Origin of the sequence: Nocardia sp. NPDC050799 (genome assembly GCF_040654015.1) — a bacterium.
In the GTDB taxonomy this organism is placed as follows: domain Bacteria; phylum Actinomycetota; class Actinomycetes; order Mycobacteriales; family Mycobacteriaceae; genus Nocardia.
Window position 1 is genome coordinate 198,290 of the sequence record NZ_JBFAHF010000003.1, and the last position, 13,327, is coordinate 211,616.

General features: G+C 67.7%; 12 protein-coding genes and 1 tRNA gene. 3 read left to right on the forward strand and 10 right to left on the reverse strand.

Annotation, left to right across the window (positions count from 1 at the left end; all coding sequences use genetic code 11):
• From AB0H42_RS05060 to AB0H42_RS05070, 3 genes are all read right to left on the reverse strand, one after another.
• Positions 1–2,184: AMP-binding protein (locus AB0H42_RS05060; protein WP_357049984.1), on the reverse strand; the 2,184-nt coding region annotated here is incomplete at its 3' end.
• Positions 2,185–2,437: 253 nt separating this feature from the next.
• The gene (locus tag AB0H42_RS05065; RefSeq protein WP_357049987.1) at positions 2,438–3,514 is read right to left on the reverse strand and encodes a LuxR C-terminal-related transcriptional regulator; all 1,077 of its coding nucleotides are present in this window, start codon (positions 3,512–3,514) and stop codon (positions 2,438–2,440) included.
• On the reverse strand, positions 3,496–4,326 hold the full coding sequence (locus tag AB0H42_RS05070) for a M23 family metallopeptidase (protein WP_357049990.1): 831 nt from the start codon (positions 4,324–4,326) through the stop codon (positions 3,496–3,498). The genes AB0H42_RS05065 and AB0H42_RS05070 overlap by 19 nt, the downstream gene beginning before the upstream one ends.
• A gap of 518 nt (positions 4,327–4,844) precedes the next feature.
• Here AB0H42_RS05070 and AB0H42_RS05075 point away from each other — a divergent pair.
• The gene (locus tag AB0H42_RS05075; protein WP_039828431.1) at positions 4,845–5,237 is read left to right on the forward strand and encodes an SCO5389 family protein; all 393 of its coding nucleotides are present in this window, start codon (positions 4,845–4,847) and stop codon (positions 5,235–5,237) included.
• A gap of 70 nt (positions 5,238–5,307) precedes the next feature.
• Here the strand turns inward: AB0H42_RS05075 and AB0H42_RS05080 are convergent, their stop codons facing one another.
• Positions 5,308–6,945, reverse strand: coding sequence for a long-chain fatty acid--CoA ligase (locus AB0H42_RS05080; RefSeq protein ID WP_357049993.1), 1,638 nt, complete (start codon positions 6,943–6,945; stop codon positions 5,308–5,310).
• A gap of 571 nt (positions 6,946–7,516) precedes the next feature.
• On the opposite strand from AB0H42_RS05080, the gene AB0H42_RS05085 reads away from it, so the two are divergent.
• Both AB0H42_RS05085 and AB0H42_RS05090 read left to right on the forward strand, forming a co-directional pair.
• Positions 7,517–8,977, forward strand: a complete 1,461-nt coding sequence (locus tag AB0H42_RS05085; RefSeq protein ID WP_357049996.1) for an NAD(P)/FAD-dependent oxidoreductase — start codon at positions 7,517–7,519, stop codon at positions 8,975–8,977.
• A 77-nt stretch (positions 8,978–9,054) separates the two neighbouring features.
• Positions 9,055–9,127 (forward strand) — tRNA-Arg (locus AB0H42_RS05090).
• Positions 9,128–9,143: 16 nt separating this feature from the next.
• Here the strand turns inward: AB0H42_RS05090 and AB0H42_RS05095 are convergent.
• From AB0H42_RS05095 to AB0H42_RS05120, 6 genes are all read right to left on the reverse strand, one after another.
• Positions 9,144–10,238, reverse strand: a complete 1,095-nt coding sequence (locus tag AB0H42_RS05095; RefSeq protein ID WP_357049999.1) for a site-specific integrase — start codon at positions 10,236–10,238, stop codon at positions 9,144–9,146.
• A gap of 119 nt (positions 10,239–10,357) precedes the next feature.
• A complete protein-coding gene (locus tag AB0H42_RS05100; RefSeq protein WP_357050002.1) occupies positions 10,358–10,564 on the reverse strand; it encodes a DNA-binding protein in 207 nt (68 codons plus the stop codon).
• A 13-nt stretch (positions 10,565–10,577) separates the two neighbouring features.
• A complete protein-coding gene (locus AB0H42_RS05105) occupies positions 10,578–12,281 on the reverse strand; it encodes a replication initiator (protein ID WP_357050004.1) in 1,704 nt (567 codons plus the stop codon).
• Positions 12,281–12,952: a hypothetical protein gene (locus AB0H42_RS05110; RefSeq protein ID WP_357050007.1), complete on the reverse strand. Its 672-nt coding sequence runs from the start codon at positions 12,950–12,952 to the stop codon at positions 12,281–12,283. Before AB0H42_RS05110 ends, AB0H42_RS05105 begins: the two co-directional genes overlap by 1 nt.
• Positions 12,949–13,110: a hypothetical protein gene (locus AB0H42_RS05115; protein WP_357050010.1), complete on the reverse strand. Its 162-nt coding sequence runs from the start codon at positions 13,108–13,110 to the stop codon at positions 12,949–12,951. The genes AB0H42_RS05110 and AB0H42_RS05115 overlap by 4 nt, the downstream gene beginning before the upstream one ends.
• Positions 13,107–13,289: a hypothetical protein gene (locus AB0H42_RS05120; protein WP_357050013.1), complete on the reverse strand. Its 183-nt coding sequence runs from the start codon at positions 13,287–13,289 to the stop codon at positions 13,107–13,109. The genes AB0H42_RS05115 and AB0H42_RS05120 overlap by 4 nt, the downstream gene beginning before the upstream one ends.
• Positions 13,290–13,327 lie beyond the last annotated feature (38 nt).

The following is a 13,327-nucleotide window of genomic DNA, read 5'->3' on the forward strand; positions in this document are numbered from 1 at the left end:
GGATCCCGGCCGCACGCCTCGACCGACCTCACCGCCCGGCACCGGCGGCACCTCACCCCCCGGCCCCCGCGAACGTTGCGGCAGCACCACTCGTTCGCTCTCGCCGGCCGAACCCACCGGCACCGCACCACCCCCGAGCTCAGGCGCGGATTCCGGCCGCACGCCTCGACCGACCTCACCGCCCGGCACCGCACCACCCTCACGCCCACGCGAAGGCCCCGGCAGTACAGCGCGATCGAACTCACGGCCCGAACCCACCGGCACCGCGCCGCCCTCACGCTCACGCGAAGATCCCGGCAGCACGGCCCGATCGAACTCACTGCCCGAGGCCGGCGGCACCTCACCCCTCAGCCCACGCGAACGTTGCGGCAGCGCCACTCGTTCGCTCTCGCCGGCCGAACCCACCGGCGCCTCGTCGCCCTCGCGCCCGCGCGAAGATCTCGGCAGTACCTCTCCTCCGCGCCCATGCGAACGCGCCGGCGGCGCGACACGGTCGAAGTCGTCGGCCGAACCCGCCGGCACCGCACCGCTCCCGAGCCCATGCGAAGATCCCGGCAGTACAGCCCGATCGAACTCGCCCGCCGAAGACTCTTCGTGTCCGATCCCGCGCCCACGTTCCGGCAGCGCCCTGCGCTCGCCCTCGCGACCCGAAGCCGGAAAGTTCCCCGCCGGCCCGGCCACGGGCCTGCCTGCACGCGGACCACCGTGACCGGACTCGTGGATGGGCGGCGGCGCCGGCTCGCGAATACTCACGGGCAGCGCTTCGGGCTCCGCCGGATTCGGCGCGACCGTTCCCCCCGCGAACTCGCGTAAACGTTGCGGCAGCGCACCCCGGTCGAACTCATCTCTCGGAGTCTGCGGAACCTCACCCCGCCCGGCCCCGCGCCCCGCCACCCGGGAACCGCTGCGGCCCAGGTACTCGAGCTCTTCGCCGCGCGGTGTGACGATCCGCCGCACCAGATCGCCGGTGCGGTACATCCGGGCACCGGGCCGGCCGAGTTCGGCGCCGAAGGGCGCCGCGACGAAATGCTGCGCGGTGAGTCCGCGCCGCCCGAGGTACCCGTGCGCCAGCGCCGGCCCGGAAAGGTAGAGCTCACCCACCACACCGGTGGGTACCGGCCGCAACCGGGAGTCGAGAACGAAGACACCGGCACCGTTCAGGGCGGCACCGACCGTGATAGGTGCCCCCGGCGCCGTCGTACCGGGTCCGGTCGCGATGACACCGGCCTCGGTGCGGCCGTAGCCGGTGAAGAAGTTCCGCTCATGCGCCCAGCGGCCGATCGGCTCGAAGTCGCATGCGCCACCGATGGCGGCGACCACATGGAGGCCGGTGAGCTTCGCCGGGTCCACGGAGGCCAGTGCCGCCGGGGTGGTGAACACATGGGTCACCTGTTCCCGCACCAGCAGGTCGGTGAGGTGCCGGCCGTCGGTCTTTCCCGCGGGGACGAGCACCAGCGTGGCGCCGGAGCTGAAGGTCAGCAATAGTTCCAGCACCGAGACGTCGACGTCCGGGGAGCACATATGGGCCACCCGGGAATCGCTGGTGATGCCGTAGTGGTCGGTGGCCGCCGCGACCACCGGGGCCAGTCCGCTGTGCGGGACCACCACACCGGTGTGTTCCCCGCCCGGAGCGGATGTGTAGGCGATATAGGCGGGATGGCTCGCGTCGAGCATCCGGACCCGGTCGGCGTAGGAGATCGGGTGCCGCGCCCGGCGCGTGATCCGTTCGGCCTGCACCGGATCGTCCAGTTCCATCCAGTACAGGGACCGGCCGAGCGCGGATCGATAGCGTGAGGTCGTGAGACCGAGAACGGCTCCGGAACCGGCGGCCATCCGGTCGATCCGGTCGCCGGGTAGTCCCGGGTCGATCGGCACATGGGCGGCGCCGGTTTTCGCGATCGCCCATATCGCGAGCACCGATTCGGGGCTGCGCGCGAGCCCGATCGCCACCGAGTCGCCCGGTCCGATTCCGCGTTCGATCAGTTCCCGGGCCAGTCGTGAGGACCCTTCGTCCAGCTCCTGGTAGGTGATCTCGCGCTGGTGGGCGGGGTCGCCCGTCGGGTTGAAGCGGATCGCCACCTCGGTGGCGGCGGATTCGACGGCGGCGGTCAGCAGCTGGGCGAACAGCGGGCTTCCCGAACGACGCCGTCGACTACCGAGAAAAGGACGGCGGGCAGTGTGCATTCGGGTGCGTTCACCTCTCGCATCGAGCCAGGTCCCGGCCCCCTACATACCCTGCGGGGGTGGAAGGGCATATGGACCGGGGCCGGCGCGGTGTGGCCATCATATTCGGGAGCGCCCCGGGTCGCCGCCCGGGGAACGAGCCACCACCGGCGGGCCGTCTCGCCCGCCGGGAGGTTTCCGTTGTCCGGGTTCCGTGGCTACACCGGAAGCACAGGCCCGGGCATCGCCGCCCGCACCCGGCCGATGCACGGGTTCACAACCAGCCGCGCCGGATCGCCTGTACGCCGGCCTGGAAACGGGTGCTGGCGCCGAGCCGCTCCAGCAGCCGGGCGGTGCGCCGGACCACGGTGCGCCGCGACATACCGAGCCGGCGGGCGATCGTATCGTCGGTCGCCCCCATTCCCATCATGGTGAGGATCGCGCGGTCGCGTTCGTCGAGTTCGTCGGCTTCCGGCTGCACCGAGATCGGCGCGGACAGCGTCCACAGCACATCGAAACTGCGGATCAACATATCCAGCAGTGGTGACCCGTTGATCCGCAGCGCCATCGGGTCGGGACGGCGTTCGTCGGTGTGCAGCACCAGGCTGGCGCGTTCGTCGTCGGCGATGATCAGCTTGAACGGCGGATCGGGCAGGGTACGGGCCTGCGCGCCACGCGCATTGGTGGCCAGGGTGTGCCGTAGCCGGTCCGCGTCCTGGTAGATCGTGTCCTGGTAGAGGATCCGGTACCGCACGCCCTCGGCCATCCGGGTCTGTTTGAGTTCGGCGATCCGGCTGTCGCGTTCGGGGTCGCTGATATGCGGGCTGCGCTCGACCATTTTCACCGAGCTGTCGGCGTTGGCGTGCAGCGACTCGAAGTCGGCGAGCAGTTCGGCCCGTTCGAAGACCGGCGAGATCACGCCGTTCCAGCCCTGCGAGCGCCGTACCGAACGGAAGGTCTCGCTGAGCCGGGCCGCGGCCGCGTGCATGGTGCTGATCTCCTGGCGCCGCCGCCGAGCCTCGGCTTCGGACAGCGATTCCGGCGCCTGGGCATCCCAGCGCGGGGTGCCGTCGGGCTCGGTGAGCCGGATCACGGCACGCAGCCCGCACAGGTCGTCGAGCGCGTTCTCGACCACGGTCTCGGAGAGGGCGGTGTGCCGGGCGATATCGGCGAGCCCTGATCGCGGCCGCTGTACCAGCGCCGCGTACACCCGACCGTGGATCGAGTCGGGTTCGAAGATATCGGCCAGTTCGGTCACGCCGGACGTCCGCAGTTCTCCCTGCAACCCCGCGGGGGTGGCGAGGATCGGGCGGTCGATCGATTCTGTCGATCTCAGTGCGAGGGTCCCCACTCCAGCGGCACCCCCTTGGACATCATCCAGGTCATCGGATCGATTTTGCTACCACCTTGGTCCCAGATCTCCAGATGCAGATGGGGACCGGTGGATTGCCCGCGGTTGCCCACGGTGGCGATTACCTCACCCGCGTTCACCCGCTGCCCTTCGCTGACGTAGATATCGTTGACGTGCCCGTAGACGCCGGTGGTGCCGTCGTCGTGCAGGACCCGGACCCACATTCCGAATCCGGAGGCCGGACCGGCTTCGACCACCGTGCCGGAGGCAACCGATTTGATCGGCGCGCCGAGTGTATCGGCGAAGTCGATACCGTAGTGCATGGCGCCCCACCGGCTGCCATAGGTGGAGCTGACGACGCCGGCGACCGGCCGGACCGCGGCGGCGGGGGCGAGCTGCTGATGCAACTGCTTCAGGGTCTGCTCGGCCTGGGTCAGCGGGGCGGCGACCTCGGGTGGCAGATTCTGCAGGCCGAATGGTGCGGCCACCGGCGCGGGTGCGGCGATCGGGGCGGCCTGGACCGGTGCGGGCTGCGGATCGGCGACCGGCGCGGCCTGCGCCATCCGCTCGGCGGAGGCGGGCGCGGCGTCCGCGGCGGGCGTGACCGGTTCGGCCTTCACGGCCTCGTCGTCGCCACCGCCGGGCAGCAGCGGCGTGGCGTAGGCGATCGCTGGGGCGATCTGGGAAGCGGTACCGATCAGCGCGCCGGCCGCGACAGCGGCTCCGGCTGCGGCGCGGACTTTTTCGGCCGCGGTGGCGGCGGCGCGGTGGCGGCGGGGGCGGACCTGCACATCGTCACCGACAAGGCTCATAACGGTGATGGAGCTGGGGCCTAATCGATGGTGCGCCAAAGGTCCGTCCTCGCTATCCGGTCATCAGGGTGGAACGCCGTGCACGGATCCAGCTACTCGAGCCGGGGTAAACGTAACGTTTCGGCATCCGTTGTGACGGTAACTCTACCGGCCCGTGACCGAATCGCAACCTTTTCAGAAAAGGTCCAGTTCAGGCGGGTAATACAGTCTGCGCACCCAGTTGTGAACACTGTCTTTTTCGTAATATTTGCGAGCTTCTCATAACCCATCCCCGCACGGTCTGGTCACCCCCCGGCAAACCCCGCCCACCGACCCCCGACAGCGGCTGCCCGCACGCCCCATGCGGCGGACCGCCGGGACAGCAATGGATCCGCTACCGTCAAAGCCGCGCCCCGCGAACGACTTTCACGACCAATCCACTGCAATTGACAACCAATTTCGATTAGACTCGACCCGGCAGATCTGCACGCGGGTTTCCGCACCATCAGTTGCAAGACCAGTTGACCCAGGAGGTCGCCGTGTCCCTAGATGTCCCCACCGCTCTATTGGAACGTGCCGAGCGCGGTGATGTCACCGACGCCGAATTCGTCGAATGCGTCCGCAACTCGCTGCCCTACGCGTGGGAGGTCGTCAGTCGCGTGGCCGGCGAACTCGGCTCCGGCACCGCGGAATTCGCCGACAACGAAGTGGCCCCGCCGGACGAGACGGCACGCGGTCAGCTGTTGCGCGCCCTGGCCTCGGATGCCATCCGAGGCGGACTGGAACGGCACTTCGGCGTCAAACTGGCATTCCAGAACTGCCACCGGGTGGCGGCGTTCCCGCTGTCGGCGGTCGGCGGTGAGACCTACAGCCGCTTCATCAGCCCCCGCAACCAGTTGCTCAACCAGAGCCCGGAACTGCGTAACTGCTGACCCGACAGGTCCCCGGCGCGAATTCGCGCCGGGGACCGCGCATCCGGCCGGAAACCCCGGCCATGAGACCTCAGCGCACGGTCGTGACGGTCAGCTCTCCGTCCGCGTGCTGGGCCCGCAGCCGTTTCTTGTCGAACTTGCCGACACTGGTCTTGGGCACCTCGGTGATGAAGGCCCAGTACTCCGGCAGCTGCCATTTCGCGAAACGATCCGCGAGGAATTCGCGTAGTTCCGCCGGTTCCACCGACACACCCGCGGCCGGCACGATCGCCACCAGCGGGCGCTCGTCCCACTTCTCGTCGGGGATACCGATCACCGCCGCCTCGGCCACCGCGGGATGCCCCATCACGGCGTTCTCCAGGTCCACCGAGGAGATCCACTCACCGCCGGACTTGATCACATCCTTGGACCGGTCGACCAGCGTCAGGTAGCCGTCCGGGCTGATCTTGCCCACATCTCCGGTGCGCAGCCACCCGTCGTCGAATTTGCCGGGGTCCACTTCCACCCCGTCGGGCGAATAGTAGGAGCCGGTGATCCACGGCCCGCGAACCTCGACCTCACCCAGGGAATTGCCGTCGTTGGGCACGACCTTCCCGTCGTCGCCGACCAGCCGGGCCTGCACCCCGGCCGGAAAGCGCCCCTGAGTGACGCGGTAGGCCCAGGCCTCCTCCTCGGTCACACCCTGCGGCGGCTGCGCCACACTGCCCAGCGGCGAGGTCTCGGTCATCCCCCAGGCGTGAATAACCGGCACCCCGTGCTTCTGCTCGAACGCCTTCATCATCGACGGCGGCGCGGCCGCACCACCCACCACCACCGAACGCAGATGCGTGATGTCCTGTGGCTGCGCGTCCAGCGCGGCCAGCACCCCGCCCCAGATGGTCGGCACCGCCGCCGCGAAGGTCGGTTTCACCGCGGCCATCATCTCCAGCAGCGGCGCCGGCTGCAGGAACCGGTCCGGCATCAGCAGATTCGCCCCGGTCAGCAGTGCCGTGTAGGGCAGCCCCCAGGCATTGGCATGGAACAGCGGCACGATCGCGAGCATGGTGTCGTCGTTGCGCGTCCCCATCGACGAGGGCGTGGTCGCCTGCATGGCGTGCAGCCAGTTGGACCGATGGGAATAGACGACCCCTTTCGGGTCGCCGGTGGTGCCGGAGGTGTAGCACATCGACGACGGCGAGCGCTCGTCCAGCACCGGAAAGTCGAACTCGGCCGGGTATTTCGCCAGCAGCTCGGTGTAATCGTGCACGGTCACGCCCTCGGGTGCGGACAGCGACGCGGCGTCGCCGTTCACCACGATCACCTGCCGGACCGTTTTCAGATGCGGCAGGTACTGGGCGAACAGCGGCACCAGACTGGCGTCGACGAGTACCACCTGATCCTCGGCATGGTTCGCCACGAAGATCAGCTGTTCGGCCGAGAGCCGGATGTTCAGCGCGTGCAACACCGCTCCCATGGCCGGGATCGCGATATAGGCCAGGAAATGCTCGTTGTTGTTCCACATGAAGGTGCCGACCCGGTCGCCCTCGCCGATACCCAGATCGGTGAGCGCGTTGGCCAGTCTGGCCGAGTCGGCCCCGACCTCGCGGTAGGTCATGGTGCGCACTCCGTCCCCGGTCCAGGTGGACACCGTGGAATCGCCGACGAAGGTGGACGCGTAGCGCAGCAGCGTGGCCAAGGACAGCTGGTCGTCCATCATGGTGCTCAACATCGGAAATACCCCTAACTCATCTGGGCGGCGAACGGTCGCGCGGTGAGTCCGGACCACACCCCTGTGAGACACAGGAACGGGAATGACTCACATCACACCGCCGAACACTACCGTGGAGTAGCCGGGCGTGGTGGGGGTAGACGGAATCCGGGTGCATTCACCGGGCGCGCTGGTCAGCGCGACAAAGGCGCGAACCGATGATCGGCGCCGGACGGCGGGATGGAACGCAATGCCCGCGACGCCCCCTGCGGGCCACCGGCACTGCGCCATCGCCGCCGAGCACTCCACTGTGATAACGGGGATTCCGGCCCGCTGCCAAGTCAGATAACGAAATGACATCCAAACGAGACACGCACCCGGTTCATGACCCATTGATAGGACGAATATTCGCGGCTCTAAAGCCCGTGGACCACCAGTTTCACCCCCTCGGGCCGATAACGCCGGACCTGGCGAGCGCTCGCTTACATATGCACGCGCATCGCCCCCGCGGTCCCGATTTTATGGCCGAAAATCTCGATTCGCTGACCGTCGTTCTCTTCGACGGCACCGTCGCCCGACCTACTCTGAGACCATGACATCGCCGTCGATCATCATCATCGGGGCCGGGTTCGGTGGGCTCGGTATGGGACTGGAGCTCCTGCGTTCCGGCGTGAAAGATTTCGCCATCCTCGAACGCGCCCGGGACTTCGGCGGCGTCTGGCGCGAGAACACCTACCCCGGCGCGGCCTGCGATGTGCCGTCCCCGCTGTACTCCTGGTCCTTCGAACCGCGCTCCGATTGGCCTCGCCGCTTCTCCGAGCAGGCCGATATCCACGCCTATATGCGCCGCGTGGTCGGTAAATACGATCTCGAACGCCATATCCGCTTCGGCACCGAGATCAGCGACGCCGAATACGACGAGACCACCGCGAAGTGGCAGATCCGCACCACCGACGGCGAACAGCTCACCGCCGACGTCCTGATCTCCGCCGTCGGCCAGCTCTCCCGCCCCGCCATGCCGAACATCCCCGGGATCGACACCTTCGCCGGCCCCGCCTTCCACTCCGCCGAATGGGACCACTCCGTCGACCTCACCGGTAAACGCGTCGCCTGTATCGGCACCGGCGCCAGCGCCATCCAGTACATCCCCCGTATCCAGCCGCTCAGCGAACACCTCACCCTCTTCCAGCGTTCCGCCGCCTGGGTCCTGCCCAAGGCCGACGCCGCCTACGCCCCCCGCCACCACGCCGTGTTCAAGTACCTTCCGCCGGTCCGCTGGGCCGAACGCTTCGGCTGGTGGATGTTCTTCGAGGTCATGGCCCTGGCCCTCACCGACCTCCAGGGCATCCAGGCCCCCGTGGTGAAGGTCGCCGACGCCCACCGCACCCGCCAGGTCCCCGACCCGATCCTGCGCGAAAAACTCACCCCCGACTACGCCCCCGGCTGCAAACGCGCCCTCTTCTCCAACGACTACTTCCCCGCCCTGAGCCGGCCGAACGTCACCGTGGAGACCAACCCCATCACCGAGATCACCCCCACGGGCGTGCGCACCGCCGACGGTATCCACCACGAAGTCGACGTCATCATCTACGGCACCGGCTTCAAGGGCACCGAATTCCTCGCCCCCATGAACATCTACGGCGCGGGTGGCCGCAAACTCGCCGACACCTGGGCCGCCGAAGGCGCCCGCGCCTACCTCGGCGTCTCGGTCCCGAACTTCCCGAACCTGTTCATGATGTACGGCCCGAACACCAATGTCGGCTCCGGCTCCATCGTTTACATGCTGGAAGCGCAGGCCCGCTACATCCGCCAGGCCATCGAATACCTGCGCGAGAACCCCGGCCGCGGTCTCGCCGCCCGCCCGGAAACCGAACAGCGCTGGGACGATTGGCTACAGAAACGCCTGAAGGACACCCCCTGGAACTTCTGCTCCAGCTGGTACCGCAACGCCTCCGGCCGCATCACCAACAACTGGCCGGGCGCCACGATCCTCTACCGCTGGAAGACCCGCCGCTTCGACCCCGCCGACTACGAAACCAGCCGCGCGGCCTGACCCCCATCGGGGCCGCTCCCCACGATGCGGCCCCGAAGCGGGTGACCCGGTAGACTCTGCCCACCGGCCACGGCCCGGCCCTCGTAGCTCAGGGGATAGAGCACCGCTCTCCTAAAGCGGGTGTCGCAGGTTCGAATCCTGCCGAGGGCACAGTTATTTATGCAGGTCAGGCGGGCTTCTTCTCGAAGCCTTCCGACTCAGCCGCTCCCCCAGTCCGCAGCCAGTCCGCAGCGAATCCCGTACGGGCCGAATCGAGCCTCGTCGCCACATCGTCCAGATCGTCATCGAACAGGTCCGCGTAGAAGTCCAGCGTGGTACTCGGCTTGTCGTGACCCAGCATCCGCTGGAGGGCAAGCACCGAGGCTCCCTGCGACACAGCAAGCGAAGCGGCCGTGTGCCGGAGCTCGTGCGGGGTGAGTCCCGCCAACCCGGCAGCTTTCGCGGCACCATCGAACCAATCCCGCCGCATGTTCCGCACCCGCAGAACCGCGCCCTGTGACGAGGTGAAGACCTCCGCTTCATCAAGTCGGCCCGCCACGCGCTCTTTCATCGGTTCGATCAGGAAGGCCGGGAACGCGACACTTCGCCGCTGGTGATCCTTCGGGGCCTTGGTCACCAGTTGCCCATCCACCTCGGTAATCGTCCGCTCGACCTGGATCCGTCTGCGCCCGAGGTTGATTGCGGAAACCTGCATACCCGCAAGCTCGGCGAATCGCAGGCCGCAGTAGGCCAGCACCATCACCGTGAGCCAGTTGGAACCCGAACGCTCGGCCAGCCGCTCCACCTCGACGCCGGACAGGTAGCGCCGTTTGGCAAGCCGCTGTTTTGGCCGGTCCAGAGTCCGGCACGGGTTGACCGCGATCTTGCGAGTCTTGACAGCGTGATCACAGATCTGGGACAGCACACCGAGGTTCTTCCGGACGGTGCCACCAGCCGCACCTGCGTCCACCTGAGCAGTGACCCATGCCTGAAGCTCGTCATGCATATCCACCAGATCAGCGAGCCTCACGCTTCCCCACTTCGGGAGAATATGCCGCTTGACGATCGACTCGTACCGCGACCGGGTGCCTCGTTCCCACGAGGGATGCCCCGCCAACCACGCTTGCGCAACCACGTCGACGGTCACCCGCCCGGCGGATGGCGGAGCATGCAGCCCCACGACCACTGCTGAAGTCTGGCCGTCAAGCCAGGTCTGGGCATCCGTCTTTCGCGCAAAGCTCTTCGCGTGCTCCTTGCCTGAACCGTCGACGTACCGAGCCATCCAGCGCTTACCCGTTCCGTAGCGAGTCGAGGGAACTCGCCGAACCGTGCCGTCCTCTTGGTGTTCGTCCCTGGTCCAGCGGTCTTCGACCCCCGAGCGACGATTACGGCGGGTAGCCATCAGGCAGCCTCACCAGTTCCGGTCAGCTTCTCCTGCTCAACGATCCAGGCAAGGACCACCGACTTACGCCACACCCGGCGGCGGGGTCCGAGCTTGAAACTCGCCGGGCCCTGTCCGACGTGCGCCCACCACCGCCAGGTAGCTTCCGGGATTCCGGTCAGCACCTCGCAATCCTTGGCGCGCAGGTAGCCTTCTTCCTCGTTCACCGTGTTCCCCTTCCTATGCCGCTACCGGTATTGCCGAAGTGTCTTGCTGTGCTGGTGGACCGGCCTCAAGAAGTGCGCGGGTGTACTCGGCACGCCAGATCTTGCGTTTGGCGATGGCCGACAGGATCAGGTGATCGCGGGGCGGTACCGAACGGTCGCCGGGCCGGACGATCGAGAGCTTCAGATGCGAGGTATCGGGTTTGACGATCCCCACCGAGGCCAGCAGTTGCCGAACGAATTCGGCGCGGTCGGCCTTGTGATCCGGGAGGGTTTTGTTCGACCACTGGCGGGAGACCAGGACCCGGCGACCGGGCAGGCCGAGAGTGTCCCGCCGGTGTGCTTTGCCCTTACAGCGACCGGGGATGGTCTTCTCGGTCGCGCCCTGGGGGACGATGCCGTAGCGCAGCCAGACCGGGCACCGTTTCGAGCACGGGGTGTGCTGCAACTCCTGATGCAACCGGCCGTAGTGGGCGCGGGTGCGGTCGGAGTCGGTGTCCAGGACTTCGGCGATGGACTTGGTCAGGTACTTGGTGACGTAACCGATGGCGCGGTCGGCTTTGCGGCCGGGGACGTGGCCACGGATGTCTGCGCGGTCCATCTGTTCCCCGAACCGGACCACATGGGCGGGTTCCAGGTCGTCGACGTCGTCGAGGAGGTCTTGCACATCATCGAAGGCGAGCAGCGGTGAGCTGGTGTCGGGGTCGACGAAGGTCAGCCGGGTCGGGTCCCAGACGGGGACGATGTCGCCGGGGTAGACCTCGCTGTCGCGGTCGTGCGGGGGCCACCACACGTTGTGATAGGTAGCCGCGGTGACCTGGCGGATGAGGTCGCGGGACACCGTTCCCCGGATGAGGATGTGCAGGTGCGGGGCGCCGCGTTTCTGGGGTTCGACGGTGCCGTAGTACTGGATGTTCCAGCCGACCGCCCGCCGGAGGTTCTGCATCCACCGGTCGAACAGCGCCGAGAAGTGCACGACATCGCGGGCGGCGCGCTGGTAGTCGTAGTTGTCCGGGTTGACCGGGGAACCATCCCCGACTGTTTCGCCCTTATCGTTGACCGCGCCATCCTTGTTGATCCCGCCGTAGGAAGGCATGGTCAGCGTGATGAACATCGACGGCTGATGCCCGGCGTAGGTGCGGCCGACCGTGGTTTTCTCGACCTTGAGCCGAGGCAGGTTCGGGACGTCCTGGCGGCGGCGGGTGGAGCGGGCACGCCGGGCCTTGGGCTCGATATCCAGGGCGGGGAGCCGTCCCCGGAACCCGGACTCTTTCATCTCGGTGTCGAGGTCGGCGACGACTTCCTGAATCCCGGACATCATGTCGGCGTCATCGTCGGCTTTGGCCTGCTGGTAGGTGTCGAACAAGTCGGCGCGGGCGGCCAGCAGCGCGGTTTGGTGTTCGGTGGGGTCGGTCTTGTCGTTCTCGGGTTCGTGGTCGAGGTGCCAGCCCTCGCGGCATTGGGTGATCCGCAGGAACCGTGCCTTGTCGGCGCAGGCCGGGCACACCGAGGCGACGGTGGACTTGCACGGGGCCGCTATGTATTCCTCGGTGAGGGTTTTCGGGTTGTAGGCCAGCATCGGTATCGGGCGGACACAGATGTGTTCCTGGGTGGCGAGTTCTTCGGCGACATCCCGGAAGTCCGGCAGGCTACGACGCTGGGCCGCTGTCTGCCGGACCGGGACGACCCCGTCATCGGTGGGGGCCGTAGTGATATCCATCAGGCGGTGTGTCCTTCCGGTTTGGTCCAGTGATCGACCCGGGGCAGCACCACCGTGTCGGCGAGGGCGTCACCGAAGCGGAACCGCAGCTCGACGGTGGCGGGGCCGACGATCAAGGCGCGGCACTGGTCGGCTTTGAAGGCGTGGGCGATGTTCTCGACACGCATCTCGTAGTCGGCCGGGGATTGGCCTTCCAGCATCCGCAGCTGCACCCGGTCCGTGCCGTGGCCGATACCGACCGCGAGGAGTTTCGGTGTTGCAGAACCGGTTTCGGTGGTGACGACGAGGCGGCAGGCTTTCATCAGCCGGGCCCAGTTGCGGCGGTAGCGCCACCAGGTCAGGAACCGGGACCGGGCCCGTTCGGTGACCCACCGGTCGAACATCTCCGGGCGGGCCTTGCGCCACAGCAGCAGTACGGACGTGAACGCCACCGCGACCGCGACACCGGAGGGCCAGCCAAGGAACACGCTGGCAGTAACCGCGAGGGCCAGAGGCAGGGAGATCGGGGGAAACAGGATCGCCCAGTGGACCGCGACCCCGGCACCAACTACCAGGTACCAGCCGGTATTGAGGACCGCGAGGCCGAGCAGGTCGAACGGGTCCCGCCGACGCTGGGAGCCGGTGGTGACCGTGGCTGTAGTGGTGCCGGTGGTCAGGGTGGTGGTGTTCATGTCGGGTTCTCCGGGTCGAAGAGGTCGAGTTGGCCGGGGCAGGGTTCGTGCAGGTTGTTGCGGGCCCGGCGGGAGCGTGTGCGGGGTGTGTGGTCGGTGGCCTGCACGACGAGGCGGGGGCGTTCGCTGGGCTGGTCGGGGGCCGGTGTGCTTGTCATGCGGCCCACCCGGAACCGTCGTCGTCGTGGTAGGTGGTGAAGTCCCAGCCGGGCAGCTGTCCGGTGTCGGCGAGCATGCCCACCGCGACCGAGACGGGGTCGTGTCCGGCGCGTTCGAGGGCGCAGCGGCGGCGGGCGGACAGGTCGATCACTTCGGCGGGGATCGTGTTGCGGGCCATGGGTTTTTCTCCGTTCACGGTGGTGGACTGGTCGCGGG

What these genes read in the sequence shown, in the direction of transcription:
- AB0H42_RS05070 (WP_357049990.1), bottom strand. Translation starts at nt 4,326, where the DNA reads ATGAGCCTTGTCGGTGACGATGTGCAGGTCCGCCCCCGCCGCCACCGC.
- AB0H42_RS05080 (WP_357049993.1), bottom strand. Translation starts at nt 6,945, where the DNA reads ATGTTGAGCACCATGATGGACGACCAGCTGTCCTTGGCCACGCTGCTG.
- AB0H42_RS05085 (WP_357049996.1), top strand. Translation starts at nt 7,517, where the DNA reads ATGACATCGCCGTCGATCATCATCATCGGGGCCGGGTTCGGTGGGCTC.
- AB0H42_RS05095 (WP_357049999.1), bottom strand. Translation starts at nt 10,238, where the DNA reads ATGGCTCGGTACGTCGACGGTTCAGGCAAGGAGCACGCGAAGAGCTTT.
- AB0H42_RS05105 (WP_357050004.1), bottom strand. Translation starts at nt 12,281, where the DNA reads ATGGATATCACTACGGCCCCCACCGATGACGGGGTCGTCCCGGTCCGG.
- AB0H42_RS05110 (WP_357050007.1), bottom strand. Translation starts at nt 12,952, where the DNA reads ATGAACACCACCACCCTGACCACCGGCACCACTACAGCCACGGTCACC.
- AB0H42_RS05115 (WP_357050010.1), bottom strand. Translation starts at nt 13,110, where the DNA reads ATGACAAGCACACCGGCCCCCGACCAGCCCAGCGAACGCCCCCGCCTC.
- AB0H42_RS05120 (WP_357050013.1), bottom strand. Translation starts at nt 13,289, where the DNA reads ATGGCCCGCAACACGATCCCCGCCGAAGTGATCGACCTGTCCGCCCGC.